25 protein-coding genes are annotated in these 23,507 nt (G+C 72.4%); 18 read left to right on the top strand and 7 right to left on the bottom strand.

Going from position 1 to position 23,507, the window contains the following annotated elements:
- Window positions 1-457 precede the first annotated feature (457 nt).
- The 8 genes from E0D90_RS02200 to E0D90_RS02165 all read left to right on the top strand — a co-directional run bounded on the left by E0D90_RS02200 (window position 458) and on the right by E0D90_RS02165 (window position 7,958).
- The gene (locus tag E0D90_RS02200) at window positions 458-1,318 is read left to right on the top strand and encodes a hypothetical protein (protein ID WP_103501033.1); all 861 of its coding nucleotides are present in this window, start codon (window positions 458-460) and stop codon (window positions 1,316-1,318) included.
- 115 nt (window positions 1,319-1,433) lie between these two features.
- Window positions 1,434-2,183, top strand: coding sequence for a Flp pilus assembly protein CpaB (gene cpaB / locus E0D90_RS02195; protein WP_130796390.1), 750 nt, complete (start codon window positions 1,434-1,436; stop codon window positions 2,181-2,183).
- A 152-nt stretch (window positions 2,184-2,335) separates the two neighbouring features.
- Entirely contained in the window at window positions 2,336-3,559 is a 1,224-nt protein-coding gene (locus E0D90_RS02190; RefSeq protein WP_103528541.1) for a CpaE/TadZ family protein, read from the top strand.
- A gap of 86 nt (window positions 3,560-3,645) precedes the next feature.
- Window positions 3,646-3,978, top strand: a complete 333-nt coding sequence (locus E0D90_RS02185) for a TadE/TadG family type IV pilus assembly protein (protein ID WP_227869928.1) — start codon at window positions 3,646-3,648, stop codon at window positions 3,976-3,978.
- 129 nt (window positions 3,979-4,107) lie between these two features.
- Complete coding sequence (locus E0D90_RS02180; protein WP_227869927.1) at window positions 4,108-4,437, top strand: TadE/TadG family type IV pilus assembly protein; 330 nt, start codon at window positions 4,108-4,110, stop codon at window positions 4,435-4,437.
- 88 nt (window positions 4,438-4,525) lie between these two features.
- Entirely contained in the window at window positions 4,526-6,055 is a 1,530-nt protein-coding gene (locus E0D90_RS02175) for a TadA family conjugal transfer-associated ATPase (protein WP_170214909.1), read from the top strand.
- Window positions 6,052-7,071, top strand: coding sequence for a type II secretion system F family protein (locus tag E0D90_RS02170; protein ID WP_103504800.1), 1,020 nt, complete (start codon window positions 6,052-6,054; stop codon window positions 7,069-7,071). Before E0D90_RS02175 ends, E0D90_RS02170 begins: the two co-directional genes overlap by 4 nt.
- Window positions 7,068-7,958 (top strand): DUF5936 domain-containing protein, encoded by an 891-nt coding sequence (locus E0D90_RS02165; protein ID WP_130796387.1) that lies wholly within the window; start codon window positions 7,068-7,070, stop codon window positions 7,956-7,958. Before E0D90_RS02170 ends, E0D90_RS02165 begins: the two co-directional genes overlap by 4 nt.
- 56 nt (window positions 7,959-8,014) lie before the next feature.
- Here E0D90_RS02165 and E0D90_RS02160 read toward each other — a convergent pair whose 3' ends face one another.
- The 7 genes from E0D90_RS02160 to E0D90_RS02130 form a co-directional block, all read right to left on the bottom strand.
- Window positions 8,015-8,566: a hypothetical protein gene (locus E0D90_RS02160; RefSeq protein WP_103528724.1), complete on the bottom strand. Its 552-nt coding sequence runs from the start codon at window positions 8,564-8,566 to the stop codon at window positions 8,015-8,017.
- Between the two features lie 4 nt (window positions 8,567-8,570).
- Window positions 8,571-9,218 (bottom strand): hypothetical protein, encoded by a 648-nt coding sequence (locus E0D90_RS02155; RefSeq protein WP_103504803.1) that lies wholly within the window; start codon window positions 9,216-9,218, stop codon window positions 8,571-8,573.
- On the bottom strand, window positions 9,215-9,841 hold the full coding sequence (locus E0D90_RS02150; protein ID WP_130796386.1) for a hypothetical protein: 627 nt from the start codon (window positions 9,839-9,841) through the stop codon (window positions 9,215-9,217). The genes E0D90_RS02155 and E0D90_RS02150 overlap by 4 nt, the downstream gene beginning before the upstream one ends.
- A gap of 165 nt (window positions 9,842-10,006) precedes the next feature.
- Complete coding sequence (locus E0D90_RS02145; RefSeq protein WP_130796385.1) at window positions 10,007-11,311, bottom strand: hypothetical protein; 1,305 nt, start codon at window positions 11,309-11,311, stop codon at window positions 10,007-10,009.
- A gap of 31 nt (window positions 11,312-11,342) precedes the next feature.
- Complete coding sequence (locus E0D90_RS02140) at window positions 11,343-11,639, bottom strand: hypothetical protein (RefSeq protein WP_103504806.1); 297 nt, start codon at window positions 11,637-11,639, stop codon at window positions 11,343-11,345.
- Window positions 11,640-11,805: 166 nt separating this feature from the next.
- Complete coding sequence (locus E0D90_RS02135) at window positions 11,806-12,123, bottom strand: hypothetical protein (RefSeq protein WP_103504807.1); 318 nt, start codon at window positions 12,121-12,123, stop codon at window positions 11,806-11,808.
- Window positions 12,124-12,206: 83 nt separating this feature from the next.
- Window positions 12,207-12,845 (bottom strand): hypothetical protein, encoded by a 639-nt coding sequence (locus E0D90_RS02130; protein ID WP_103504808.1) that lies wholly within the window; start codon window positions 12,843-12,845, stop codon window positions 12,207-12,209.
- A 393-nt stretch (window positions 12,846-13,238) separates the two neighbouring features.
- Between E0D90_RS02130 and E0D90_RS02125 the strand changes: the two genes are divergently transcribed.
- The 10 genes from E0D90_RS02125 to E0D90_RS02080 all read left to right on the top strand — a co-directional run bounded on the left by E0D90_RS02125 (window position 13,239) and on the right by E0D90_RS02080 (window position 23,191).
- On the top strand, window positions 13,239-13,445 hold the full coding sequence (locus E0D90_RS02125) for a hypothetical protein (RefSeq protein WP_130796384.1): 207 nt from the start codon (window positions 13,239-13,241) through the stop codon (window positions 13,443-13,445).
- A gap of 47 nt (window positions 13,446-13,492) precedes the next feature.
- Window positions 13,493-14,104, top strand: coding sequence for a hypothetical protein (locus E0D90_RS02120; RefSeq protein WP_130796383.1), 612 nt, complete (start codon window positions 13,493-13,495; stop codon window positions 14,102-14,104).
- A gap of 34 nt (window positions 14,105-14,138) precedes the next feature.
- Window positions 14,139-14,738 carry a hypothetical protein gene (locus tag E0D90_RS02115; protein ID WP_130796382.1) on the top strand — a complete coding sequence of 200 codons (600 nt, stop codon included), beginning with the start codon at window positions 14,139-14,141 and terminating at the stop codon, window positions 14,736-14,738.
- A gap of 12 nt (window positions 14,739-14,750) precedes the next feature.
- Entirely contained in the window at window positions 14,751-15,488 is a 738-nt protein-coding gene (locus tag E0D90_RS02110; protein ID WP_130796381.1) for an OmpA family protein, read from the top strand.
- 344 nt (window positions 15,489-15,832) lie between these two features.
- Complete coding sequence (locus tag E0D90_RS02105; protein ID WP_170214908.1) at window positions 15,833-16,852, top strand: DUF4328 domain-containing protein; 1,020 nt, start codon at window positions 15,833-15,835, stop codon at window positions 16,850-16,852.
- 116 nt (window positions 16,853-16,968) lie between these two features.
- On the top strand, window positions 16,969-17,541 hold the full coding sequence (locus tag E0D90_RS02100) for a DUF1990 domain-containing protein (RefSeq protein WP_103504814.1): 573 nt from the start codon (window positions 16,969-16,971) through the stop codon (window positions 17,539-17,541).
- A 438-nt stretch (window positions 17,542-17,979) separates the two neighbouring features.
- Entirely contained in the window at window positions 17,980-18,915 is a 936-nt protein-coding gene (locus E0D90_RS02095) for a prepilin peptidase (RefSeq protein WP_130796379.1), read from the top strand.
- Window positions 18,916-19,078: 163 nt separating this feature from the next.
- A complete protein-coding gene (locus E0D90_RS02090; protein WP_103504816.1) occupies window positions 19,079-19,846 on the top strand; it encodes an isoprenyl transferase in 768 nt (255 codons plus the stop codon).
- Window positions 19,847-20,336: 490 nt separating this feature from the next.
- Window positions 20,337-21,641 (top strand): RNA 5'-3' helicase PhoH2, encoded by a 1,305-nt coding sequence (gene phoH2 / locus E0D90_RS02085; protein WP_103504819.1) that lies wholly within the window; start codon window positions 20,337-20,339, stop codon window positions 21,639-21,641.
- An 818-nt stretch (window positions 21,642-22,459) separates the two neighbouring features.
- The gene (locus E0D90_RS02080) at window positions 22,460-23,191 is read left to right on the top strand and encodes an aggregation-promoting factor C-terminal-like domain-containing protein (protein ID WP_103504817.1); all 732 of its coding nucleotides are present in this window, start codon (window positions 22,460-22,462) and stop codon (window positions 23,189-23,191) included.
- Window positions 23,192-23,507: the final 316 nt, after the last annotated feature.

The following is a 23,507-nucleotide window of genomic DNA, read 5'->3' as shown; positions in this document are numbered from 1 at the left end:
ATGTGTGGGGGTGTGGGGGAGGGGAGATGCGTTGTACATCGGTGGCCACCGATGGTCCAGAAAGATGGTCCAGACCAATGCTCCTGTCAAGGGGGTCGACACAAGTGCCGCAGCCACAGCGGTCCGCGGCACCGCCCGCGCCGCGGACCAGGCGCTGTCTCCCGCGTCCCGCCCGGCCCGCGACCCTCGGCACACCGCCTCGCCCCGTCGCAGGCCCACACGAGCACGGCGGCTACGAGCCGGGAACCTCCACCGTGCGACACGCCACGACGGACACCGCGAGTGCCCGGGGCGGTGTCCGTCGGACAGAACGGGTCACCCCCGCGACGGCTCCCCGGCCCGGCCCCGGAGCCGGAAGGCGGCGGAAGCTGCCACGCGGCACGGAAGATGCCATAAGCTGCTCAACTGGCAGACAGACTGCACGAGACGGGCAGCACGTGCCCGGGGGGAGCGGCGCATGCCCATGGCCATCGCGGTGACCGACGCCGACCTGGTACTGCCGTCGGCCGATCCCCGCACCCCCGGCGCCCATGTGCTCACCCCGCCGCAGCAGCAGGACTTCCCGGCCGCGCTCGCCGAGACCGGTGAGCTGCTGGAACGCCACGGGCACGTCCTCGTCGTCTACCCGGCCTCCCTGCCCCGCGCCCACCTCCAACGGCTGCACGCCGTGAGGGCGTTGCTGGAGACCGACCGGATGGCGCTCCTGCCCAGCAGGCTGCCGCCGCTCGGTATCGCGGCCCTCGTCCGCCAGTTGCGCCAGCTCTCCGTCTGCGACTTCAGCCCGGGTGTGCTCGGCTCCGCCGCGCGGCTGCTCGGGCACTACATCTACTGCGGCGCGCTCCTGGCCTCCGGCCGGGCGCTGGACCGCATCCCGCTGGCCCTGCCCACCGCCGAGAGCTCCCGCTCCGGGTCCTGCGCCGTGCTCGCCGGGCCCACCCCGCAGTGCGTGCGCACCGGCGAGGGCGAGCTGACCGGACCGCAGTTCGCCACCGTCCTGACCTACGCCGGCAGCGGCCTCGCCGACGACTGGGTGACCACCGAACTCGCCTCCCGCTGGCGGGTCAGCGGCGTCGACCCCGTCGACCTGCCCGAGGAGTCCCGCCACTGGTGGGGCACCGGCAAACTGGTGGAGTTCGCCGCCGCGATCCCCGACGTCGCGCCGCTCTACCAGATGGTCAGCTCCGTACGGCAGGAACTGTGCCACTGGTGCGGACTGGCGCTGATCGGCGACCGCTGCGCCTTCTGCGCCGCGCCGGTCCGCGCCACCGACCGCAGACCCCGCGCTCTCGTCTCCGGCCGGCGCAGGGCGCTCACCTGACCGGCTCCACCGAACCACGCCACGCCCACCACGCCCCACACGGCGGCCCGGCCGACCGGCCCGACCGTGACGAAGCGACCGCCACCGGAAGAACGACGAGGGAGAGCCCGCCCCCATGAACGGACGCCAGCGCCGAGGACTGATACTGTTGCTGGTCTCGGTGGTGCTCGCCCTGGTCGCGTTCGGCGGCGTCTACGCGGTGATCCAGGACGTCGAGTCCAAGGTCGGCCCCGAGACCACCGCCTACGAGGTCGCCGAGGACATCGAGCCCTACCAGCCGCTGAACGCCGACCAGTTCCGCGAGGTGCGGATACCCGAGCGCTATGTGCCCGAGTCGGCCGTCACCGATCTCGACGACCTGGACGGCAAGGTGGCCGTCGGACCTCTCGCCCCCGGGTCGCTGCTGCAGCGCGACATGATCTCCGACCGCCCCGAACTCGGCAGCGGGCAGCAGGAGATCGCCATCATGATCGACGCCTCCACCGGCGTGGCCGGCAAGATCTACCCCGGCGCCACCATCAACATGTACGCCGCCTACCGGGCCGAGGACAGCGACGCCACCGACAGCGGCGAACTGGAGGTGGTGCGGCTCATGGTCAACAACGCGCAGGTCATCGATGTCGGCGACCTCACCGAGATCGAGGGCGACCGCGAGCGCGTCGAGGCGGTCCCGATCACCTTCGCCCTGGAGAACGTCGACGCCCAACGGGTCACCTTCGCCGAGGCGTTCGCCGAGCAGATCCGCCTCGCCCTCGTCGCCCCCGGCGACGACACCGAGATCCCCGAGGAGGAGCGCACCTACACCATCGTCGGTGACGTCCTCGGCTCCCCGCACGCCGACATCGTCCAGCCCGGCGCGAACTGACAGGTGGTTGCCGTGAACACACTGCCGCGCGACGGGCTGAGTCCCGCCCTGAGGGGAAGGGAACCGGAGAAGAGACGGCGGACGCACGATGCCGGGAGCCGCCGGCCCGCCGCACCCGCGGCAGCCCCTCCCGGCACGGAAAGGACCGGCAGGTGACGACGCGCATCCTCCCCGCGGTGGGGGACCCGGACACGGCACGGGCCATGCTCACCGTACTGAGCCAGCTCCCGGACATCGCGCCGCTGCGCGCCGTGCCCGACTCGGGCGCGCTCCTGGACACCCTCGCGGCGCTCTCCCACGGCTCCGTCGGCGACCTGCCCGAGGTCGTCCTGATCCACGAGGGCGTCGGCCCGCTGCCCGCCCTCGAAGTGGTCCGCGAGGTGGCACTGCGGTTCCCCGCCGTCGGTGTCGTCCTGGTCACCTCCGACCCCACCGCCGGGCTCTACGCGGCGGCCATGGAGGCCGGTGCCCGGGGTCTGGCGGGGCTGCCCCTCTCCTACGACGAACTGGCCGCGCGGGTCACCGCCGCCGGGCAGTGGGCGCAGGGCGTGCGACGGCACCTCGGCGCCGAGGAGCACACCCCGGCGGGCCCCGGCGGCCGGGTCGTCACCGTCTCCGGCGCCAAGGGCGGGGTCGGCGCGACGCTGCTCGCCACCCAGCTCGCCCTGGCCGCCCGGCGCGGCGGACCCTCCGACCGGGGCGTGCTGCTGCTCGACCTCGACCTGCTGTGCGGCGACGTCGGCTCCTACTTCGACGTCCAGTTCCGGCGTTCCGTCGCCGACCTCGCGGGCATCAGCGACATCTCCCCGCAGGTCCTCTCCGAGGCGGTGTACGCCCACGAGACCGGGCTGTCGCTGCTGATCGCGCCGGCCGAGGGCGAGCGTGGCGAGGAGGTCACCGACCCGACCGCGCGCCAGCTGCTCGCCGCCGTCAGGTCGCGCTACGAACTCGTCATCGTCGACTGCGGATCGCAGATGAACCCGGCCAACGCCGCCGCGGTGGAGATCGCCGACATCGCGCTGCTGGTCACGACGCCCGACGTCATCTCGGTGCGGGCCGTCAACCGCATGGTCCGGATGTGGGACCGGCTCCAGATCCGCAAGGCAGAGGACACCCTGACCGTCGTCAACCGCCTCGGCCGCACCAGCCACATCCAGCCCCAGCTGATCTCCCGGATCACCGGGACCCGGGTCGCGCGCGGCGTCGTCCCCGCCAACTTCCGCGAACTGCAGGAGGCCCAGGACGCCGGGCGCATCCAGGACCTCGACCACCGCGGACCGGTCCGCCGCGCCATGTGGGAGCTGGCCGACGAACTGGGCCTGACCACGGCGCCGGCCGCCGACGGCCGGTCCAACCGCCGCAAGGGCAAAGGCTGATGGACCGGCCCCCGGTCCCCGCCGCGCCCACGAGCCCCCCGCGTCCGCGCGGGGAGCCTCGGCCGCACGGCGACCGGGGCGCCGTCATGATCGAGTTCGCCGGGATCTTCCCCTATGTGCTGCTGATGCTCGCCCTCATCTGGCAGTGCGTACTGATCGGTTACACCTTCTCGCTCGCCGGCAACGCCGCCGACCAGGCGGCCCGTGCCGGTGCCGCCGCCCGGGACGGCGCCGCCGGTGCCTGCGCCGCCGCCGCGGCTCAGCACGTGCCGTCCTCCTGGAGCGTGAGCGCCGACTGCGGCGGCCAGGGCGAGCTGTACCGCGCGGAGGTGACCCTGCGGGTGCCGGCGCTCTTCCCCGGGGTGCTGAACCTGCCGTTCGACGTCAACGGCACCGCCGGCGCGGCGGCGGAGGGATGACCCATGGCCCAGCGACCGCGCCCACCCGTCCGCCTGCCGCGCCGCCCGCGCGCCGGCCGGCCCCCGGCCCGAACCACCGCGGGCGGCCCGAACCCGCCACGACGCGACGGCCAACGGGGAGTCAGCGCGGTGGAGTTCGCCGGATGGCTGCCCATCCTGCTGCTGGTGGCGCTGACCGGACTCCAGCTCGGCTTCGTCGGCTACGCCGCCCAGCAGGCGGGCTCGGCGGCCCGCGCCGCCGCCCGGGTCGCCGCCCAGGAGGAGATCGCCGACCGCTACCGCACTGCCGGCCTGGGCGCGATGAGCGACTGGAGCGACGGCAGCGTCTCGCTGGACACCGCCTGTGGCCGGAACGGCGGCGTAGCGACGGTGACAGCGAGCGTCCGGGTGCCGTCCGTCCTGCCGTTCATCAGCGGATTCGGCGCCATCACCAAGACCGTCACCATGCCATGCGACTGAACACCGGGCGGCGGACACCAGGCCGTGCCGTGCCCGGCCGCGCCGCGCACCGAGCCGTCCGGCCGCCACACGCGAGGAGGAACACCCCATGGGTCTGAGGTCCCGGCTGGCCGTCCCGGAGGAGACGGCCGGCGCCGACCAGGGCGACAGCCGGCTGGTCGCGGTCTACCGCGCCAAGCTGCTGCAGGAGACCGACCTCGCCGAGATGTCGTCCATGTCGATGGCCGAGCGGCGCGACCGGCTCGAACGCGTCCTCGGACACATCCTGAGCCGCGAGGGTCCCGTACTCTCCACCCAGCAGCGCGCCACCCTCATCCGTCGCGTCGTGGACGAGGCACTGGGCCTGGGCATCCTCGAACCGCTCCTGGAGGACGCCTCCATCACCGAGATCATGGTCAACGGACCCGACCAGATCTTCGTCGAGCGCCGTGGCCGCGTCGAGCAACTTCCCCTGCGGTTCGCCTCCGACGAGCAGCTGATGCAGACCATCGAGCGGATCGTCTCCACCGTCAACCGGCGGGTCGACGAATCCAACCCGATGGTCGACGCCCGGCTCCCCACCGGTGAACGCGTCAACGTCATCATCCCGCCGCTCGCACTCAGCGGCGCCACGCTCACCATCCGGCGCTTCCCCCGCGCCTTCACCCTCAGTGAGCTGCTGGACGCGGGCACCCTCGACCAGGAAATCCTGCTGCTGCTCTCCGCGTTCGTCCGGGCCCGCCTCAACATCATCGTCTCCGGGGGCACCGGCTCGGGCAAGACGACGCTGCTCAACGCCCTCTCCGGCCTGATCCCCGACGGCGAGCGCATCGTCACCGTCGAGGACGCCGCCGAACTCCAGCTGCAGCAGAGCCACGTGGTCCGGCTGGAGTCCCGCCCGCCGAACGTCGAGGGACGCGGCGAGGTCACCATCCGCGACCTCGTCCGCAACTCGCTGCGGATGCGCCCCGACCGCATCCTGGTCGGCGAGGTCCGCGGCGGTGAGACGCTCGACATGCTCCAGGCGATGTCCACCGGCCACGACGGCTCACTGGCGACCGTGCACGCCAACAGCGCCGAGGACGCCCTGCTCCGGCTCCAGACCCTCGCGTCCATGTCCGAACTCCAGGTCCCCTTCGAGGCGTTGCGTGACCAGATCAACAGCGCCGTGGACGTCCTGGTCCAGCTCGTCCGCGACCCCGACGGCACCCGCCGTATCGCCGAGGTCGCGGTGCTCGCCAGCCGCGGTCGCGACCGCTTCCAGGTCGTGTCCGTCGCCCGGTACGAATCCACGCCGATGACCCGGGACGTCGGCGTGCCGGGCCGCTTCCTCCACTACCCCGTGCCGCCGCAGCTCGCCGACCGGCTCCATCTGGCGGGCGAACGGGTGCCGCAGGCGTTCACCGTGCTGCGGGACGGGGTGCCGGACCGTCTGGCGGACGAGCCGGGCGGCCGTGGCCCAGCCGACGGCTACGGCGGTCACGGCGGTCACGGCGGTCAGGGCGGCTACCCCGGCGGCCACGGTCCGGGGCACCCGTACGGGCCCGCGCACGGGCCCGCGCACGGATACGGCGAGGCGCCGGGCCTGCCCCGAGCCGTACCGCGCCGGCTCGGCGCCGGCGGGGAGGGCGACCGGTGACCACCTCCGGCCCCGACGGGGCGGCCGCGGTCCGGCTCAGCTTCGACCACCTCCCACAACTCACCCTCGGCATAGCCCTGTTCGCCGCCCTGGTCTTCGTCGCAGGGCTGCACGTCTATGTGACCGGCCGCGCCCGTCAGCGCGCGCTGATGAACCGGCTCGCGGGCCCGGACCCCACCCCGGCCGACCCGATCGGCCCGATCCTGCCCGGCCGGGGTGCGGAACTGCGCACCGGCCGGTTCGACGCGGTCGACCGGGCCATCCGCACCACCGCCTTCGGCCGCCGCCTGCGGCTGAAACTGGCGGCGACCGGCCTCAACCTGACCGCAGGCGAGTACCTCAGCTATGTGGTCGGCGCGGTGCTGCTGCTCGGCCTGGCGGGCTCCGTCGTCCTCGCACCGTTCTTCGGACCGGTCTTCGCCCTGGTAGCCCTCTGGGGCGGCAACGCCTACCTCAACTGGCAGCGCACCAAGCGGACCGAACGGTTCATCGCCCAACTCCCCGAGCTGGCACGCCTGATCGCCAACGGCACGGCGGCCGGACTGGCGCTGCGCACCGCGCTCTCCATGGCGGCCGAGGAGATGGACGACCCCGCGCGATCCGAACTCGCCTCGGTCGCGAACCAGTTGGCAGTCGGACGGTCACTGGAGGACGCCCTCGGCGAACTCGGGGAACGGCTGCCCTCCCGCGAACTCAACGTCCTGGTCTCCACCCTGATACTCGCCAACCGCGCCGGCGGAGCCATCGTCTCCTCGCTGCGCAACCTCACCGACACCCTCGAACAGCGCAAGGAGACCCGGCGTGAGGTGCGCACCGTCCTCGCGGAGGTCAACGCCACCGCTGTCACCGTCCCCGCCCTCGGCCTGGGCTCGCTGCTGATGATCAACACGATGTCCCCGGGGGCGCTCGGCCGGGTCACCGCCAGCCCGGCCGGACAGATCGCCATGATCATCGCGCTGTCGCTGTACGCCGTGGGCTTCTTCGTGGTGCGCCGCTTCGGGCGGGTGGAGCCATGATCGCCCTGGCGCTCTCCCTCGCGGTCCTGCTCGCCGTCCTGGGCACCATCGCCGGCTACCGCATGATGAGCGGAGGCACCCGCCTCCCCGAGGACCTGGCGCTCGCCCTCGAAGTCGGCTCCACCCGCGTCACCGCCACCGGCTCGGCCGTCGACCGGCTCGGGATGCGGATGGCCCCCACCGTGCTGCGGCTGATGGGACCGCAGGGCGTGGAGAAGAAACGCCTGCGCATCGACCAGGCCGGCAACCCCGACGGCCTCACCATCGACCGCTACGCCGCCCGGCGCGCCGTCTACGGCATCTTCGGCGCCGTGGCCGGGCTGCTGTTCTTCGCCGCCGGCTGGGGGCTGTTCGGCCTGCTGGGCCTGGCCTTCGGCCTCTTCGCGGCCGACGCCGTCATCTGGCAGGGAGCGCGGGCCCGCAAGGACGCCATCGAGCGGACGCTGCCCGACTTCCTCGACGTCCTGGCCGTCGTGGTCTCCGCGGGCATCGGTTTCCGTCAGGCGCTGGACCGCGTCTCCTCCCGCTACGAGGGGCCGTGGGCCGACGAGATCCGGATCACCCTGCGCCAGATGGACATGGGCGTCCCACGCCGCCAGGCGTTCGACGAACTGCGACGCCGCAACGGCTCCGAAGCGGTCAACCAGTTCGTCACCGCCCTCCAGCAGGGAGAGGAACTCGGCGCGCCGATCGCCGACACCCTGATCCAGATCGCCGACGACATGCGGCGCACCGACGCCCAGAACGCCCGCCGCCGCGCGGCCAAGGCGATCCCGAAGGCGACGATGGCGACACTGGTGTTCATGGTGCCCGCCACGATGATCATCATCGTGACCGGGATGATCCTGGGCTCCGGCACCAACCTGCTGTCGATCCTCAACCCGTGATCGCCGGGGCGCGGCCGGCGCAGGCCGGAGGCGCCCCGGCGGTCAGGCGGGGCGCCTCAGCGGCTCTTCCGCGCCCGACGGCGGTGCGGGTCCCCTCCGCCCCGACGTGTCGCCGGAACCCGCCGCGCCAGCCGCAGCAGCGGCCGCACCCCGGCCGCCACCACCGACACACAGACGCCCAGGCCCAGTACCCACCACCAGCCCTCACCGCTCTCCGCCAGGCGGCACCCCAGATCCTCCGACGCCACGCAGCGGTCCGCGCCACCGCGCGCGGGCAGGGCCCCCGCGAGGAACACCACCAGGACCAGTGCCACCGCCGCCGTCAGCACCGTCGCCGAAACCGGCACCCACCGGCCGAACCGGCCGCTCCACGCGGCCCGTTCCGGCACCTCGCAGACCAGGCAGCCGTACGCGGTCAACAGCACGGCCGCCGCGGTCGCCAGGCCCAGCAGCGACAGGAAGACCGCCGGCCCGCCCGGTGTCGCCCCGGCCCACCCGGCCACCGTCGCCCCCGTCGTCATACCGACCGCGATCATCAGCACCACCGCCGCCGCGCAACCGCAGTACAGCAGGACGGCGGCCCGTCCGCGCAACTCCCGCCGGGCCACGCGCTCAGCCCGCCGGGTCGGCCATGACGGTGCCGGCGATCTCGTCCGTCCACTCCTCGACCGGTTCGTCGATGCCCGGATCGGTCCACAGCGCGGTGAGCGTGATCAGGGAGTCCTGCCCGCGCGGCGCGATGCCGTAGACCACGCTGCGGTTCACCGTCCGCCCGCCGAACCAGGACTTCCTGGCACCCGGGTAGTTCTGCCGCAGCCGCACCGCGCGGCCCACATTGGGCAGCTCGCCGTACTGGACATCCGGCTCGCCCAGCTCGCGGACGGTGTTGCGCTCCGCGAACCACTCCAGCGTCAGCGGCGGATCACCCGGCTCCGGGAACACGTAGCCGACCTCCAGGCCGACGTCGCTGGAGTCGATACCCGGCGGGTAGCACCCCAGGGCGAAGACCAGGTCCTGGCCCCGGTACGCCTCCGCGCGGGTGCGCAGCTCCGCGGCGAGCTCCTCCTGTGAGGGATGGAGCATCCGGGTGACCTCGGGGACCTCGTCGCCGGCCGCCGACCGCACGATCCGGGCGGCGCGGTCCTCGGCCCAGGCCGCCACGTCGGCGTCGGGAGCGAGCGGGAACTCGATCCACGGCTCGGGGTACTCGATGGTGATGTTCAGCGGGTTGTGGGTCATGTCCTGTCCGGGTTCGGTCATGTCCGGTCCGGCCCGGTCCAGGCGAACGAGCGCGCGACGGCGTCGAAGAGCTGGACCAGGGCGTCGGCGATGGCGGGCAACGGGGTGCTGAAGGAGAGCAGCAGCAGGTCGTCCGTACCCGGGATGGGCAGGTAGTAGTCGACAGCGACCGGCGGCTCCACGTCCGCCGGTGAACCGTCCACCGGCTCCTCACGGCGCCGCACCCGCACCGCCGGGCCGGAGGGCAGCTCCTCCAGCGTCGACTCCACCTCAAGATCCCCGCCGCCGGCACGCTCGGCCAGCTCCTCCAGCGAGGAGCACGGGACGGTGTGACCGGGCACGAAGGTCACCAGCAGCGAGGCGGGAACGGTGACCGGCCCGACGGACTGCAACGACAGGTACAGCTCCACACCGTGGTTGCGGAAGGCGCTCTCCGCCTGCTCCAGCAGCTGACCGCGAACCCGGTGCTTCGCCGCGGCCGCGTCGTCCTGCCCCTGGAACTGCCGGTCGACCAGCGCGTTCACCGAACGCTCCCGCTCGCCGGGGGCCAGCGGGATCTGGTACCACTCCTGCGGGGTGATCAGCCGGTAGTGCACCGGCGGCGGGTCCGGCGGTGTGGCTCGCGCTGTCGCGGGTCGTTCCATGGACGTGCTCTCCGAGGTGCTGGTGACGGTCGCCGGAGCGTGCCGTCGGTGTGCCGGACTGTCGTGTGGCGGGTGTGGCGGGTGTGGTGGGGTGCCGTGCGCGGGTGTGCCGGTGCGTCGGCCCCGCCGCGGGCGACACGCCCGCACCGTGACCGCCCCACCGGGTCAGAAGGTACGGCTGAACGCCACGCTCGACGCGGCGACACCCGTGGTCGTGGAGGCCGTCCAGACCGCTACGTGCGAGTTGAAGTTCTGCGTCGCGGTGGCGACCGCCGACTCCCGGTACACCGAAGGGTCGATGCGGCGGAGCGAGTTGGTGATCGACTTGATGTCCGGGTCCAGCCGCGCCAGCGTGTGCAGACGGGTGTTGGCGGTGGCCGGCATCGGCGCGAACGGCAGGCGCCGGCTCGGCATCCCGTCGATCGCCCGTCGCCGCGCCTGCCCCGTCACCGCGTCCGGCACCAGCTTCTTGGACGTCTCCCGCGCCACCTGCCGGTTGGCCCCCGCCCGCTGGCTGGCCTTGTAGGCGGCCTGCCGGGCGACCGGCTTCAGGCCGTGGGCCGCGGCGCGGCCGGAGCGCAGCGCGGCGGCGCCGACTCCGAACGTCGCCAGACCCACCACGTCCAGCGCGACGTCGATCCACGAACCGTCGCCGCTGACGGCGAGGGCGGTGTTCGCGGCAAGGGAGACGACCGTGGCGATGAGAGTGATCGCGACCAGCGCCTGCCCCAGGAACGGCACCCAGCCGAGGAACAGCGACAGCACACCCGCCACGGCGGCGATCCGCCCCGCCCACTTGGAGATCTCGCCGACGGCGCCCTTGATCTTGTCCCAGAAACTGTCCTTGTAAGCCTTGTCGTTGATGACGTCGTTGATGGCGTTCACCGCGCGGGTCGCGGCCCGGTCCCGGATCGACTTGGCCCGTTCGACCGCCTGGCCGCACCGTGTGACGGTGCCCTGGGCGGCGGAGAGGCAGCTTTCGAGACCGGTCAACTCCGGGTCGTCGTCCTCGATGTCGTCGTCGAGGCCGTCGATGGCGGCCGAGGCGGTGGTCACCTCGCCGTTGGCCTCCACCGCGTCGCTGAGGGCGGCGTCCGCGATCCGCTGGGCGCGGGCCAACTCTGAGGCGTAGTCGGTGTAGTGGAGGTCTGTGTCGGTGTCGGCGCGCGGGTCGGTGCCGTTGTTGCTGACCCGGGAGCCCAGCGCGTCGGCGGCGGCGTCATAGCGCGCGTACGCCTTGCGCAGCTGCTCGCTGGTGCCGTCCGACTCCTCACGGAAGGCCTTGGCGGCGTCGCTGTCCCAGTTCTCCGCGCTGACCAGCGCGTCGATCTCGCCGGCCTGCCGGTTGATCGTCTCCGCCATCTCGGCCAGCTCCCGGCCGATGGCGGCGACCTCCTCGGGGTCACCGGGCACCGGGTCACCGGACTCGCCGACGAGTTCCCAGTCCTCCAGCGGTGCGTTTCTGCTCATGCCTGCCCGTCCGTGGTTGTCGCGACGGCGCTCACGCGTCGTTCTCCCGAAGGGCGTCCACCAGCGCCCGGTTGACCTCGCTGTAGGACTGGGCCGCCATCTCCGTGATGCCGCCCAGCTTCTCCAGCGCGTCGGTCAGCTCACCGCGCCGGATCTTCCAGTTGCTCTCGAACGTCTCGAAGGTGTCCAGGAGTTCGGAGCTGCCGATGGTCGCCCGGTCCTGGCCGTCCATCGGGTTGGCCGCCTCCGAGAACTCGCGATGGATGCGGTGGAAGGAGTCGGCGCACTCCTGGATGCGCGCGATGTCGGCGTTGAGGCCGTCCCCCATGAACTCTCCCCGTGCTTGCCGTGCTTGAGCTGCCTGTACTACCCGCGCGTGCTGTACCACCCGCGCGTGCCTGCCTCGTCGTCCCGTGTTCGCGCCCGCAGCGGTCCGGGCGGCCACGGCCGCGGGCCCGCGAACCGCGCCCGCGGCGTATGTGTCCGGCAGACGGCTACACCGCCTGCTGGCCGCCACCTCCTCCTCCGTCACCCTGCAGACCGGACTCCAGGTCGGTCTCCAGATCGCGGATGGTCTCCACGACCAGGTCGGTGATGTCCTTGACGGCCTCCAGCTGGCCGTCGATCTCGGCCCGGCCGTCCTTCCAGTTGTCGACGAAGCTCTCCAGCGCGTTCTTCACCCGGCTGTCGCCGAGATCGTCCTCGTAGCGGTCCACCATGCTTCCGGTGCCGTTCATCCGGTTGCGTACGGACTCCACATCGCTCGCGAACTCGCCCAGGTTGTCCGGCAGCCCGAAATCGGGAACGCCCACAGCACTTCCTCCCCCACCGGGCCGTGCCCGGCGATCGTCCTGTCACGGGTCGAGAGCCGCCGCACCCTGCTGCGGCGGTCCCGTCATGCGAAGCGGAACGTCGAGGTGACGGCGTCGAACACCTCGAAGAGCGAGTCGGCGATCTCGGTGACATGGCTGCTGCCCGAGACCAGCGCGACCCGGTTGGCGCTCCCGGGAACCGGGATGTAGGTCTGCATCAGCACCACACGCATCGGACGCGGGTCCTGACGGAACCTGATGTCCTCGACGCCGTAGGTGCGCGCCGTGGTTCCCACTCCCGGGATCTCGACCGTGGTGACCTTCCGCCACGCGTCGGTCGGCTTCTTCGCGGTGATCGACTTGAGCTGTCCCGCGATCTCCGCCGGGTCGGTGGACAGCGTGCTGCCGTCCTCGTTGCGCGCGCTCAGCAACGACACCGTCATCGACGCGGTGATCGGAACCTCGCCCCCGAAGGTGTCCGCCATGCAACCGATGTAGGCGGCCCCGGAGTCCCACGCCTCGCGCGCCTGCGCGCGCAGAAAGGTGCGAATGGTGTCGCGATGCGGCGCCATCTCGGGCGTCGCCCGCATCCGCTCCTCGACGATCCGGCGGATCGAGTCCTCCCGGGTCTCCGGCCGGATCTCGAACTCCCACCAGCTGTCCGGCACCTTGATGCTGAAGCCGTCGCGCTCGATCGCGACGGTATCCACCCATTTGCTCAACTTCGCCCTCCCCGTAACCGTCTGCGGTCTGTCCGCGATTCTCGTCACGGTACCGAGTGGCGCCGACCGCTCCAACGGCGCGCGTCACACCCGGCCCCCGCCGGGCGTGCCGGGCGCGGGTGGTGCGCCCTCGGGTATTCGCATCCGTAACGCGCTACCCGGTGACCGAAGGGTGGTTGATATGGCACAGTCGGTGGCGAGAGCGTGCGCGCGGGCCCGCGGGGGAGGGGGACGGCATGAAACGACCCGGCCCCAACTGGTCACCTCCGGAGCAGAATTGCGCCCACCGTTCGATACCGGACGACCCGGCTGCGCAGTACCGTGTGGCATGGCCGGTACTGCTGGGTAGGAAACCGGCGGTACGACGGGGACCGTCCGGAGGGAATGACGACCATGACCAGAACGCTGGTGCGTTGGGGGCTGACGCTTTCCGACCGCGTCAAGAGCGCGGGCCGCGACCGCGGCGCCGGATTCGTGGAGTACGCCGGGCTGCTCCTGCTGATCGCGCTCATGGTCGCGGCGGTCGTCGGCCTGAACCTGCACGTCCGGGTCGCGAACGCCGTGAGCAGCGCCGTCGGGGACATCCTCCAAGGCAACTGACCGAGCGGTGGCACGACCGCGGCGGCGTCTTCCCGCTGTACATCTGGATGGTCAGCGGGCTGTTGCTGATCGCGCTGACCTTCTTCGTCTTCGCCCAGGCGGCGTTCACCCGCAGCGGCGGCCAGTCGGCCGCCGACGCGGCGGCGCTGGCGGCGGCCCGGGAGGCCCGGGACAGCCTCCACGACCGGTTCCTGGAAGCCGCCGACGCCGGTGACGCCGACCTCGGCGACCTGCTCGACGGCCTCGACTTCCGCACCGCGGCGGCCTGCACCGCCGCGGCGGAACTGGCGGGCAGCAACAACGCCACGGTGGTCTCCTGCGAACCCGCGGGCTCGCGCCCCGGCTACCGGGTCACCGTGGAGACCCTCGACACCGTGGGCGAGTCAGTGATCCCGGGGACCGAGAACGCCACGGCCACCGCGACCGCCGTGGCCGTGATCGAGAACCTGTGCCGCCTCGAGAACGTCGAAGAGGACGACGAGGGCGACGACGGTGGCGACGACGACGCCGGTGAGGACGGCGGAGACGACGGCGACGATGCCGAGGTGCCGCGCTGGATCGAACTCGGCTGCGAGGACCGCGACTGGGGGTTCGATCCGGCCGAAGAGGACGAACTGCCCGAACCCCGTGACCTTTTCCGGATTCACCTGGAAGACTGAAATTCCAGAGATTGAGCGATAAGGAACGCCCTCGATGGATCTGCGTGACAGCAAGTCCCGTATCGCGTTGACGATGCTGAGCCTCGGCCTCGTCGTCGTGCTCGTCGCCTGCGGTGGCGGCGGCAGCGACGACGGCGGGAAGAGCGGGGACACCACCTCCGAGGGCGACGCGGCCGCGCCGGACGGCTCTTCGGAGGAGGGCGACGACTCCCCCGATGACGGCAACGACGGTGACACCAAACAGGTGCTGGCGCAGATCACCGGCGAGCCGAGCATCACCCTCACCGTCACCGGGGCGGCCAGGGAGGAGGGGGGCTTCCTCACGGTCGAGGGAACCCTGCACAACGGCGGCGGCAAGGCGTGGAACGACGTCGGCTGGGCCGGGCAGGAGCGCGAGCTCGCGGGCAACAGCTTCTCGATGGCCGGTGCGTCGCTGACCGCGAAGGAGGAGGGCAAGAAGTACCTGATCCTCCGCGACACCAGCGGCCGTTGCCTCTGCACCCGCTTCGACCTGCAGATCGGAGCCGGCGACACGGTCGACTGGTTCGCCCAGTTCCCGGCACCCGACCCCTCCACGACGCAGGTCGACCTCCAGATCGGGAACCTGCCACCCGCGACCTTCGAGATTCGCTGAGGAGCGACCGACATGAGTCAGAGACCGCGCACCTCAGGGCTGGCACTGGTGGGTGTCGGCACGGGGGTGGCCATGCTGGCCTTCGCCACACCCGCGTTCGCCCAGGACGACGAGTACGAGCAGCCTCCCGGTTACGAGCAGCCCGCGACTCCCGAGGTCGACGTCAACGCGCCCGGACTGAAGCTCGGTGACGGCGCGACCCTGGCCGAGCCGCGGGTGCTCGACATCAAGTTCGTCATCGAGGAGATCGGGGGCGGCGCAGAGAGCGGCGACGGCGCCGGGTCCGGTGACGCCTCACCGGACCCGAGCCCGGACCCCGATCCGCCGCGCGAGGAGCCGGGTGGCGCCGGCGTCGACGGCGGCAGCGACACACGTGAGGAACGCACCGGCGGCCAGCGCAAGTTCGTACTGCAGGCGGGTGTGCTGTTCCAGGAGAACGAGGCCGACCTCAGCGACGAGGCGCTCGAAGCGCTCGAAGCCGTGGCCGAGGCGATCGACGACGAGAACCCCGAGTGGGTGAACATCTTCGGCTTCACCGACAGCCAGGGCTCCTACGACTTCGGCGTGCAGCTCTCCAACCTCCGTGCGGAGAACACGCAGTTGGCGCTGATCGACCTGATGGACGATGCCTCGGGGATCACTTTCAACCTGAACGGCTACAGCGAGGAGTACTTCCTCTACGACAACAGCACCGAGGAAGGCCGACAGAAGAACCGGCGGGTGGAGATCTCCTGGCCGACCAGCGGCTAGCGGAGCGCGGGGCCACCGCCCTCTCCGGGTCCGCCGCGCGGGCCCCGTGTGCCGGGGTTCCGTCCGTCGCGCGAAGTTCGCCGCAGGGAAGCGGGGGCGGCGGCGCACGGCGGGCGCCGCTCCCGCCGTCACGCGGGCGCACACGGGGGGTGACAATCGCGAGCATGGCTGTTACTCTCGGTGTTCGAATGTCGGAGTGGCCGGTACCGCGTGACCGGAGCTGACTCCGGCGGACGTCGTCGACCGTGAAGCCGAGCCCGGGGGAGGGTGCCGCGATGCGCTGCTGGACATGCCGAGTCGCTTCGGCGGAGCCCGCCACCGGGGTCTGCGCCCAGTGCGGGAGGGTGCGCCGGTTCAAGCCCCTGCGGCTCCTCGCTGCGACCGCCTCGCTGCTGCTCGCCGCCTGTGCCCTGCTGTCCTGGCGAAGGCTGGAGGCCGGCCGGGAGAAGCTGGCCTACCTGGCGCGCTCGCACGACATCGACCCCGCGGGGATGACTGTGCGGCAGTGGCGCGCGGCCGAGCGGGCGCTGCTGCCCGAGGACGTCCGAATAGCCGGCCTGATAGAGAACGCCACCGGCCCCTGGGTGGTGGTGGGCACACTCACCGCCGGCTTCTTCCTGCTGTGGTTCCGCCGGGCACGTGGCAACGCCCGGCTGCTGTCCGGCCGGGAGCCCAGCGTGCGGGACGGGTTCGCCTACGTCGGCTGGCTGGTCCCGCCCGCCAACATCGTGGTGCCGCGCCGGACGGTCGGGGAACTGCGACCGCCCGGCACCGCCGGCGGGAAGATCGTGCTGCACGTCTGGTGGTTGCTGTGGGGCGCGGTCGTCCTGGTCAGCGCGTTCGCCTTCTGGCTGTGGTGGGAGCAGGCGCCGCAGGCGGGCGGCCGGCTCGCCGCGGGGAAGGTCCCCGCCTCCGAGCCGCTGGAGAACGCCGTGCGCGCCCTGGCAGTCGCCGACGGTCTGCTGATGGCGTGCGCGGGCGCGGCGATCGTGCTGCTGTGGCGGATGACCCGGCTCCAGGAGCGCGCCCTGCGCGCCGGCCCGCCGCCGGGCCCCCGCGAGCCCGCCGTGGGTGAGCTGACCAGGGACCAACTACTGAACCGGGTCGTGGCGAACTGGGACGACTCCGGCCGCTCCGGCAAGGGCGGCCACCCTGCGGTGCCCGGCGGCACGGGGGACTCCCGCCCCAGGCCCGGCGCTGCCTCCGGGCGTCGTCCGAGCGGCGGCGCCACCCGGTTCGGTGCTCGTGACGTCCCCGGGCGCCGCGGCCCCGCTGCCGCGCGGGACCGTCCGGTCCGGCCGGGTCACCTCGGACACCCCGGACGCTCCGGCGGACCGGGGAGGGGCGACGGCGGCGAGGGCTGAGCCCGCTGCCGCCCGCCCGGCCGTTGACTCCGTTCCTCCCGCTCGCCCCCACGGTCGGCGGACCGCCCGTGATCGGTGCGGTACCCGAGGCGGGGCAGATCGGTAGGGTGCGCCGCATGGGAGATCATGGCGCCGGTCAGGCCGGCGACGAATCGAGGCCGCCGCACCCGGAAGCGGGCGGTTTCACCTACGACGAGGTGGGCGCCACCCGATCCCCCTCCACGCTCCCGCCCGACGGCTACCGGCTGATGCGCGTCAGCACCAGGGTCGGGGAGGGGGCCGCCGATTTCCGTACCGCCTCCCGTGCGCTGCTGGAGTGGCGACTCCACCGCGCGATGGGGGTACGTGCCGAGACCGGCGCGGCGCGGGCCGAGCCCGGGGTCCGCGTCACCGTCGTGGTCGGAGCGGGACCGTTCCGGCTGACCGCCCCGTGCCGGCTGATCTGGGTCGAAGAGCAGGAGGCACGGACCGCCTGGGGCTACGGCACACTCCCCGGACATCCCGTGCGGGGCGAGGAGTCGTTCGAAGTCACCCTCGAACCGGATGGCGCCGTTCGGCTGAACGTCACGGCGTTCAGTCGTCCGGCGCTTTGGTACACACGTGCTGCCGGGTCACTGGGAAGGGCAGCGCAGCGTTACTACGCGCGACGGTGTGGACGCGTGATGCGACGGCTGGTGGAAGGTCGCTGACCAGCCGGGCACCCTCGATGACGGACTCATCACACATCATCACCGCTGCTCGGAGGGGGTGTCCTCCCCCACACCTGTGCGGGCCGGGCGGGTGTGGCGAACCATTCCTGGCCGCGAGGCGTTGGGGTATTGTTGAAAGGTCACCAACTGCCAGCGTCGTCACACCCACCCCGGCGACGGCTGGCGGGGCCGGACGTGAGCAACCCCCCCCCCGCTCCGTCCCGCCCCTCGCGCGGGCCGGTCCGCTCTCCCCCCCCACTCGAGCGGACCGGCCCGCTGCCTCTCTTCAACGGCGGACGCCGCGCGAGGCGTCACCGGCACGAGTGACTCGCGGCCGGGCAGCGACCGGACCGCGTCCCGGACGCCACCGCGTGGCCGCCGGTCCTCGACCGCCGAGCCCGGTGCCGCGGGCGGGCCGGAGACCGTACGCTCGGCTCCGTGTCTCTGCCGCTGATCATCCTCGCCGCCGCCTTCGGTGCCGGGGCGGGCGCACTGCTTCCCCGGGCCGTGTTCCGTCTCGCCGTCGAGCCCGGTGAACCCCGGCGCCCCGACTGCGCCCAGGGACACCCCTGGCCCAGCGGCCCGCGCGGCTGGCTCGGTGCCGCCCGCTGCAAACACTGCGCCGTCCCACGAGCCCGGCCCACCGGTGCCGCCGCCCCGGCCGACGATCCCGGTCGCGTACATGAGCGCGGCCCCTCGGACCCGGGTGACCCGGACGACACTCGCGCCGCGGACGCCGGTTCGGCGGCGCGCCCCGCCCGTACCGACGCGCTCGACGCTCCCATCCCCGCGCGTGGGGACGGGGCCGGGGGAGGCCCGGTACCCGGCGCGCCCCGCCCCAGGCGGTTGGTGCCGGCCCTCGCGGCTGCCGTCTGCTGCGCACTGCTCGCCCACGGCGTCGGCGAGCGGCCGGAGCTCCTGGTGTGGCTGCTCCTGGTCCCCGGGATGGTCGCCGTCACCGCCGTCGACGTTGCCGTGCTGCGTCTCCCCGACGTGCTCACCCTGCCTATGGCCGCGGTGGCGGCCGTCGGGCTGGGTGTCTGCGCGCTGCTTCCCGCGTCCGACGGCAGTTGGCCCCGCGCCCTGCTGGGCGGCGCCGTGCTCTGCGGCTCCCTCTTCGTTCTGGCGCTGATCAACCCGCGTGGCATGGGCCTCGGCGACGTCAAGCTCTCGCTCGCCATCGGGATCGTCCTCGGCTGGTACGGCTGGGGGGTGCTGGTGGTCGGGGTCTTCTCGGGCTTCCTCTTCGCGGCGGTCTTCGCGCTGTACCTGGTCGCCCTGCGGGGGGCCGGACGCGGCACCGCCTTCTCGATGGGGCCCTTCCTGGCGGCCGGGGCGCTGACCGGAGTGGTCCTCGGAGGACTCGCCGCGTAATTCCCCGCGAGGTGCGCGCGCTCCCGGCATCGATGCGTTACGGTGGAAACCCCCCCTCGGGCCGGTCCGTAACCCCCCCCACGGACCGGCCCGCTTTCTGTCCGGGGACCTGCCTCGCCCCGTGTACGCTGGCGCGGTGCGGCAAGAGGGACGGACATACGCGATGAAGAGCAAGCTGCGCCAGCTGGCGGTCAAGCTGTACGCGCGGCGCGTCGAGGGCCATCTGGACCCCCGCGGGGTCCCCAAGCACATCGGTGTCATCCTCGACGGCAACCGGCGCTGGGCGAAGGCCGCGGGCAACACCACGCGCGAGGGACACCAGGCCGGCGCGGCCAAGATCCGGGAACTGCTCGGCTGGTGCGCCGAGACCGAGGTTGAGGTGGTCACCCTGTGGCTGCTCTCCACCGACAACCTCGACCGTCCCGAGGACGAGCTGGGCCCGCTGCTCACCATCGTGGAGGGCGCGGTCCGCGACCTCGCGGAGGACGGTCGCTGGCGGGTCCACCACGTCGGCGCGGCGGAGGTGCTGCCCGAGAGGACCCAGCGGGTCCTCAAGGACGCCGAGGAACTGGCCGGACGGCGTGACGGCATTCTCGTCAACGTCGCGGTGGGTTACGGCGGGCGCCAGGAGATCACCGACGCGGTGCGATCCCTGCTCGCCAAGCGCGCCGCCGACGGCGACAGTCTGGAGCGGGTGGCGGAGACGCTGCGCGTGGAGGAGATCGCCGAGCATCTCTACACGCGTGGGCAGCCCGACCCCGACCTGGTCATCCGTACCAGCGGCGAGCAGCGGCTGTCCGGCTTCATGCTCTGGCAGAGCGCGCATTCGGAGTACCACTTCTGCGACGTGTACTGGCCGGCCTTCCGCAAGGTCGACTTCCTTCGGGCGATCCGAGACTTCGCCGCCCGCCACCGCCGCTACGGCCAGTAGTACCGCTCAGCGCCGGCCGGTTCGCCCATCGGGGTGAGCCGGCCGTTCGCGTGTGCCGGCACGCCCGGCGCCCCGGCACTCCCGGCATGCCCAGCGCGTGTCGCCGGCCACGGCGCCGCCGCGCACCCGTCGTTCGTTCCTCCGCGTGACGTCCCACCGGGGCTACCCCGCCGCCCGACGCGGCACACACGTGGCTGCGGCCCGTTCCGCCTTACGGGTCAGCCGCCGCGTTCCAGGTATGAGCTGACCAGCATGAGGGCATATTGACGGCGGGCCGGAGCCCGGACCCGGCCCGCCGGGAGGTCCGTTTGCGCAGCACGACGGAGATCGCTGAGGGCCGGAACACGGCCCGCCCGCGGCGTGGCCGCTCCGGTACCACCCCCGGCGCGCCGGCCCTTGCGGGCCCGGGGCGCGCCGCGGCTTCCCAACCTCATCCGAGGGGGTTTGTCCACACGTGGTGACGATCAAGAAGCGCCTGAACGACCGGCGCATGTACGTGCTTGACACCAGTGTCCTGCTCGCCGACCCGTCCGCCATCACGCGCTTCGAGGAGCACGAGGTGGTCCTGCCGGTCGTCGTCATCTCCGAGCTGGAGGCCAAACGACACCATCCCGAACTGGGCTACTTCGCCCGGCAGGTCCTGCGCCGGCTCGACGAGTTCCGGGTCCGCCACGGCCGGCTCGACGAGCCGCTGCCGCTCGGCGACCTCGGCGGCACGCTGCGCGTGGAGCTCAACCACTCCGACCCGGCCGTGCTGCCGCCCGCCATGCGGGGCCAGAACGGCCGGCTGGTCGACAACGACTCCCGGATTCTCGCGGTCGCGCGCAACCTCCAGGCGGAGGGGCACGACGTCACGGTTGTCTCCAAGGACCTCCCGCTGCGGATCAAGGCGTCCTCCGTGGGGCTCCGGGCGGAGGAGTACCGGGCCGAGCTGGCCATAACGGACTCGGGCTGGACGGGTATGTCGGAGGTGAGCCTCGGCGGTGAGGCCGTGGACGAACTCTTCGCCACGGACACCGTGCGGGACGCCTCGGCCGAGGGGCTGCCGGTCCACACCGGGCTGGTGATCTCCTCCGAGCGCGGCAGCGCCCTCGGGCGGGTCACCCCGGACGGCCGGATCCGGCTGGTCCGCGGCGACCGTGAGGCGTTCGGCATCCACGGGCGCAGCGCCGAGCAGCGGATCGCGCTGGACATCCTGCTCGACCCGGACGTCGGCATCGTCTCGATGGGCGGCCGTGCCGGTACCGGCAAGTCGGCGCTGGCGCTGTGCGCGGGGCTGGAGGCGGTGCTCGAACGCAGGCAGCACCGCAAGGTCATGGTCTTCCGTCCGCTCTACGCGGTCGGCGGTCAGGACCTCGGCTACCTGCCGGGCAGCGAGTCCGAGAAGATGAACCCCTGGGCGCAGGCGGTCTTCGACACGCTCTCGGCGGTGACCACCCGCGATGTGATCGAGGAGGTCGTGGCGCGCGGGATGCTGGAGGTCCTGCCGCTGACGCACATCCGGGGCCGCTCACTGCACGACGCGTTCGTCATCGTCGACGAGGCGCAGTCGCTGGAGCGGAACGTGCTGCTGACGGTGCTCTCCCGGATCGGCCAGGGTTCGCGCGTGGTGCTGACCCACGACGTCGCCCAGCGGGACAACCTCCGGGTGGGGCGGTACGACGGTGTCGTGGCGGTCGTCGAACGGCTCAAGGGGCATCCCCTGTTCGCGCATGTGACGCTGACCCGTTCGGAGCGGTCGCCGATCGCGGCGCTGGTCACCGAGATGCTGGAGGAGGGGCGGCTGCCGGTCTGACGCACAGCCGGCCCCGGCCACCGCCGACAGCGGGCGCCGCAGCCGGTGACGGGTCACCGCACGAGAGAGACGGCGGGCGCCGGAAACCTTCCGGCGTCCGCCGCGGTGTGCCCGGAGGTGAACGGGGGTGAACGAACGGGAGCGAACGAAGAGGAGCGAACGGGGGCGAGTCGGGGGCTTCACCGCGCGGCCGGGCCCGTGTCGTCCGCCACTCGCTGACCGCACGGGGTGCGCCGTCAACTGCCGCCGGAGCGCGGCGACGGTGCCGCGACCGGACTCGTGAGCGGTCGCGCGGCGATGCGTCCCGGAGCGGTACGGCGCGCGACGTGCCGAACTACGCCCCGGCGCGCATGGCCCCCAACTGGCGTTTCGCCGGCAACCGGCGGACAGGACATGCTCAATCCGGCCAACCGGTAGAGGAGTAGGGAATCGGTCGATAACCGGCGAACGGGCGGGGCAGAGTAGCCCCCGGAAACCGAACGCGGGTGCGTCTCCTTCGAACGACAAGGTCAAACTACGTGTGACCTTTCCCACAGCGAGTTGAATTGCCAGCGGCCACGACGGTCCGGCAGGGTGTCCACCTGTCAGGCCCCGCATACGGCCCCGCTGTTCCGCCATCAGGCGGTCGGCACAGAGTCTTACAACTGAACAGACGCTCGCCGTATGCCGCCCGAGTACCACGCGGGTCCCGTGCAGAGACGCACGGAACCCGCCGGGCCAGCGCCTCCCGTGACCGGTCAATCAGCGGAGGCCCGTGCCAGGGGCACGATTGTGCCCGTGGGGGGTCACCCAGGCGGGCGATGGTGGAAGGAAACCGTGTGAGCCGGATTTCGGTCCGGGGATTCGCAGTGGCGTCTGCTACCGCGGTCACGACCGTCGGTGCTGCCGTCGGCGTTGCCTCCGGGGATGACGGAAGTGCGAACGACCTCGAGGTCGTCGCCGCCGATGCTTCGCTGCTCGTCGAAATACCCGCTGCCGGGAACGCCCAGCTGCACACCACGTCGCTGAGCCGCCAGGCCGAAACGCAGGACCACGCCGCGGAGTCCGCGACGCGCAAGTCCGCCGAGGAGTCCGCCCGCAAGGCGGCCGCCGAGAAGGCTTCGGCCAAGAAGGAGGCCGCTGAGAAGGCGGCAGCCGAGAAGGCGGCCAAGGAGAAGGCGGAGCAGGAGGCGAAGGAGAAGGCCGAACGCGAGGCCGAACTCGCCGCCACTCGCAGCGAGGCCCGGACGGACATCAGCCCGCCGGTCCAGTCCAGCTACACCAAGGCCGAGATCCAGGCCATGGCGAAGCAGATCGTGGGCGGCGGTCAGTACCAGTGCTTCTCCACCATCGTCGAGCGTGAGAGCGGCTGGAACCACACCATCAGCAACCCGAGTTCGGGTGCCTATGGTCTGATGCAGGCGCTGCCCGGCACCAAGATGGCGTCGGCGGGCGCCGACTGGCAGACCAACCCCGCGACCCAGATCAAGTGGGGTCTGAACTACATGAACGAACGCTACGGGAGCCCATGTGGCGCCTGGGAGTTCTGGCAGGCCAACCACTGGTACTGACCCGATGACCGGTCCCTCGGGCCGGTTCCCCGGCTGAGTTCGGAACGGCGGGGTCGCAGCGCGAAGGCGCGGCGGCCCCGCCGTTCGCCGTCCGGACCCGCAGGTGGACGCGGGCCCGGCCCCGTGCGCCGTGGCCCGGCCCCGGACGCGGCCCCTGGCGCGCCGGGCACAGCGGCACCGTCATCTCTTCACGCCATGGGCCCGTCTTTACCCCCGGGCACGCTGCCGCGACCCCCCGAACGCACGGTAACGTCAAGCCGCGACGGGCTACGCCCACGTGGGCAGGCGCCGCGGCGCGGAACATCAGGGGGAAGAG

Origin of the sequence: Streptomyces otsuchiensis, assembly GCF_004305975.1 — a bacterium.
Taxonomy (GTDB): domain Bacteria; phylum Actinomycetota; class Actinomycetes; order Streptomycetales; family Streptomycetaceae; genus Streptomyces; species Streptomyces otsuchiensis.
Note: the sequence above shows the minus strand (reverse complement) of the source record. Positions and strands in the feature narration are given on the sequence as shown.

Coding starts and splice junctions, on each gene's coding strand:
- E0D90_RS02200 (WP_103501033.1), top strand. CDS start 458: ATGCCCATGGCCATCGCGGTGACCGACGCCGACCTGGTACTGCCGTCG.
- cpaB (WP_130796390.1), top strand. CDS start 1,434: ATGAACGGACGCCAGCGCCGAGGACTGATACTGTTGCTGGTCTCGGTG.
- E0D90_RS02185 (WP_227869928.1), top strand. CDS start 3,646: ATGATCGAGTTCGCCGGGATCTTCCCCTATGTGCTGCTGATGCTCGCC.
- E0D90_RS02175 (WP_170214909.1), top strand. CDS start 4,526: ATGGGTCTGAGGTCCCGGCTGGCCGTCCCGGAGGAGACGGCCGGCGCC.
- E0D90_RS02165 (WP_130796387.1), top strand. CDS start 7,068: ATGATCGCCCTGGCGCTCTCCCTCGCGGTCCTGCTCGCCGTCCTGGGC.
- E0D90_RS02155 (WP_103504803.1), bottom strand. CDS start 9,218: ATGACCGAACCCGGACAGGACATGACCCACAACCCGCTGAACATCACC.
- E0D90_RS02150 (WP_130796386.1), bottom strand. CDS start 9,841: ATGGAACGACCCGCGACAGCGCGAGCCACACCGCCGGACCCGCCGCCG.
- E0D90_RS02145 (WP_130796385.1), bottom strand. CDS start 11,311: ATGAGCAGAAACGCACCGCTGGAGGACTGGGAACTCGTCGGCGAGTCC.
- E0D90_RS02140 (WP_103504806.1), bottom strand. CDS start 11,639: ATGGGGGACGGCCTCAACGCCGACATCGCGCGCATCCAGGAGTGCGCC.
- E0D90_RS02125 (WP_130796384.1), top strand. CDS start 13,239: ATGACCAGAACGCTGGTGCGTTGGGGGCTGACGCTTTCCGACCGCGTC.
- E0D90_RS02120 (WP_130796383.1), top strand. CDS start 13,493: ATGGTCAGCGGGCTGTTGCTGATCGCGCTGACCTTCTTCGTCTTCGCC.
- E0D90_RS02115 (WP_130796382.1), top strand. CDS start 14,139: ATGGATCTGCGTGACAGCAAGTCCCGTATCGCGTTGACGATGCTGAGC.
- E0D90_RS02110 (WP_130796381.1), top strand. CDS start 14,751: ATGAGTCAGAGACCGCGCACCTCAGGGCTGGCACTGGTGGGTGTCGGC.
- E0D90_RS02100 (WP_103504814.1), top strand. CDS start 16,969: ATGGGAGATCATGGCGCCGGTCAGGCCGGCGACGAATCGAGGCCGCCG.
- E0D90_RS02090 (WP_103504816.1), top strand. CDS start 19,079: ATGAAGAGCAAGCTGCGCCAGCTGGCGGTCAAGCTGTACGCGCGGCGC.
- phoH2 (WP_103504819.1), top strand. CDS start 20,337: ATGTACGTGCTTGACACCAGTGTCCTGCTCGCCGACCCGTCCGCCATC.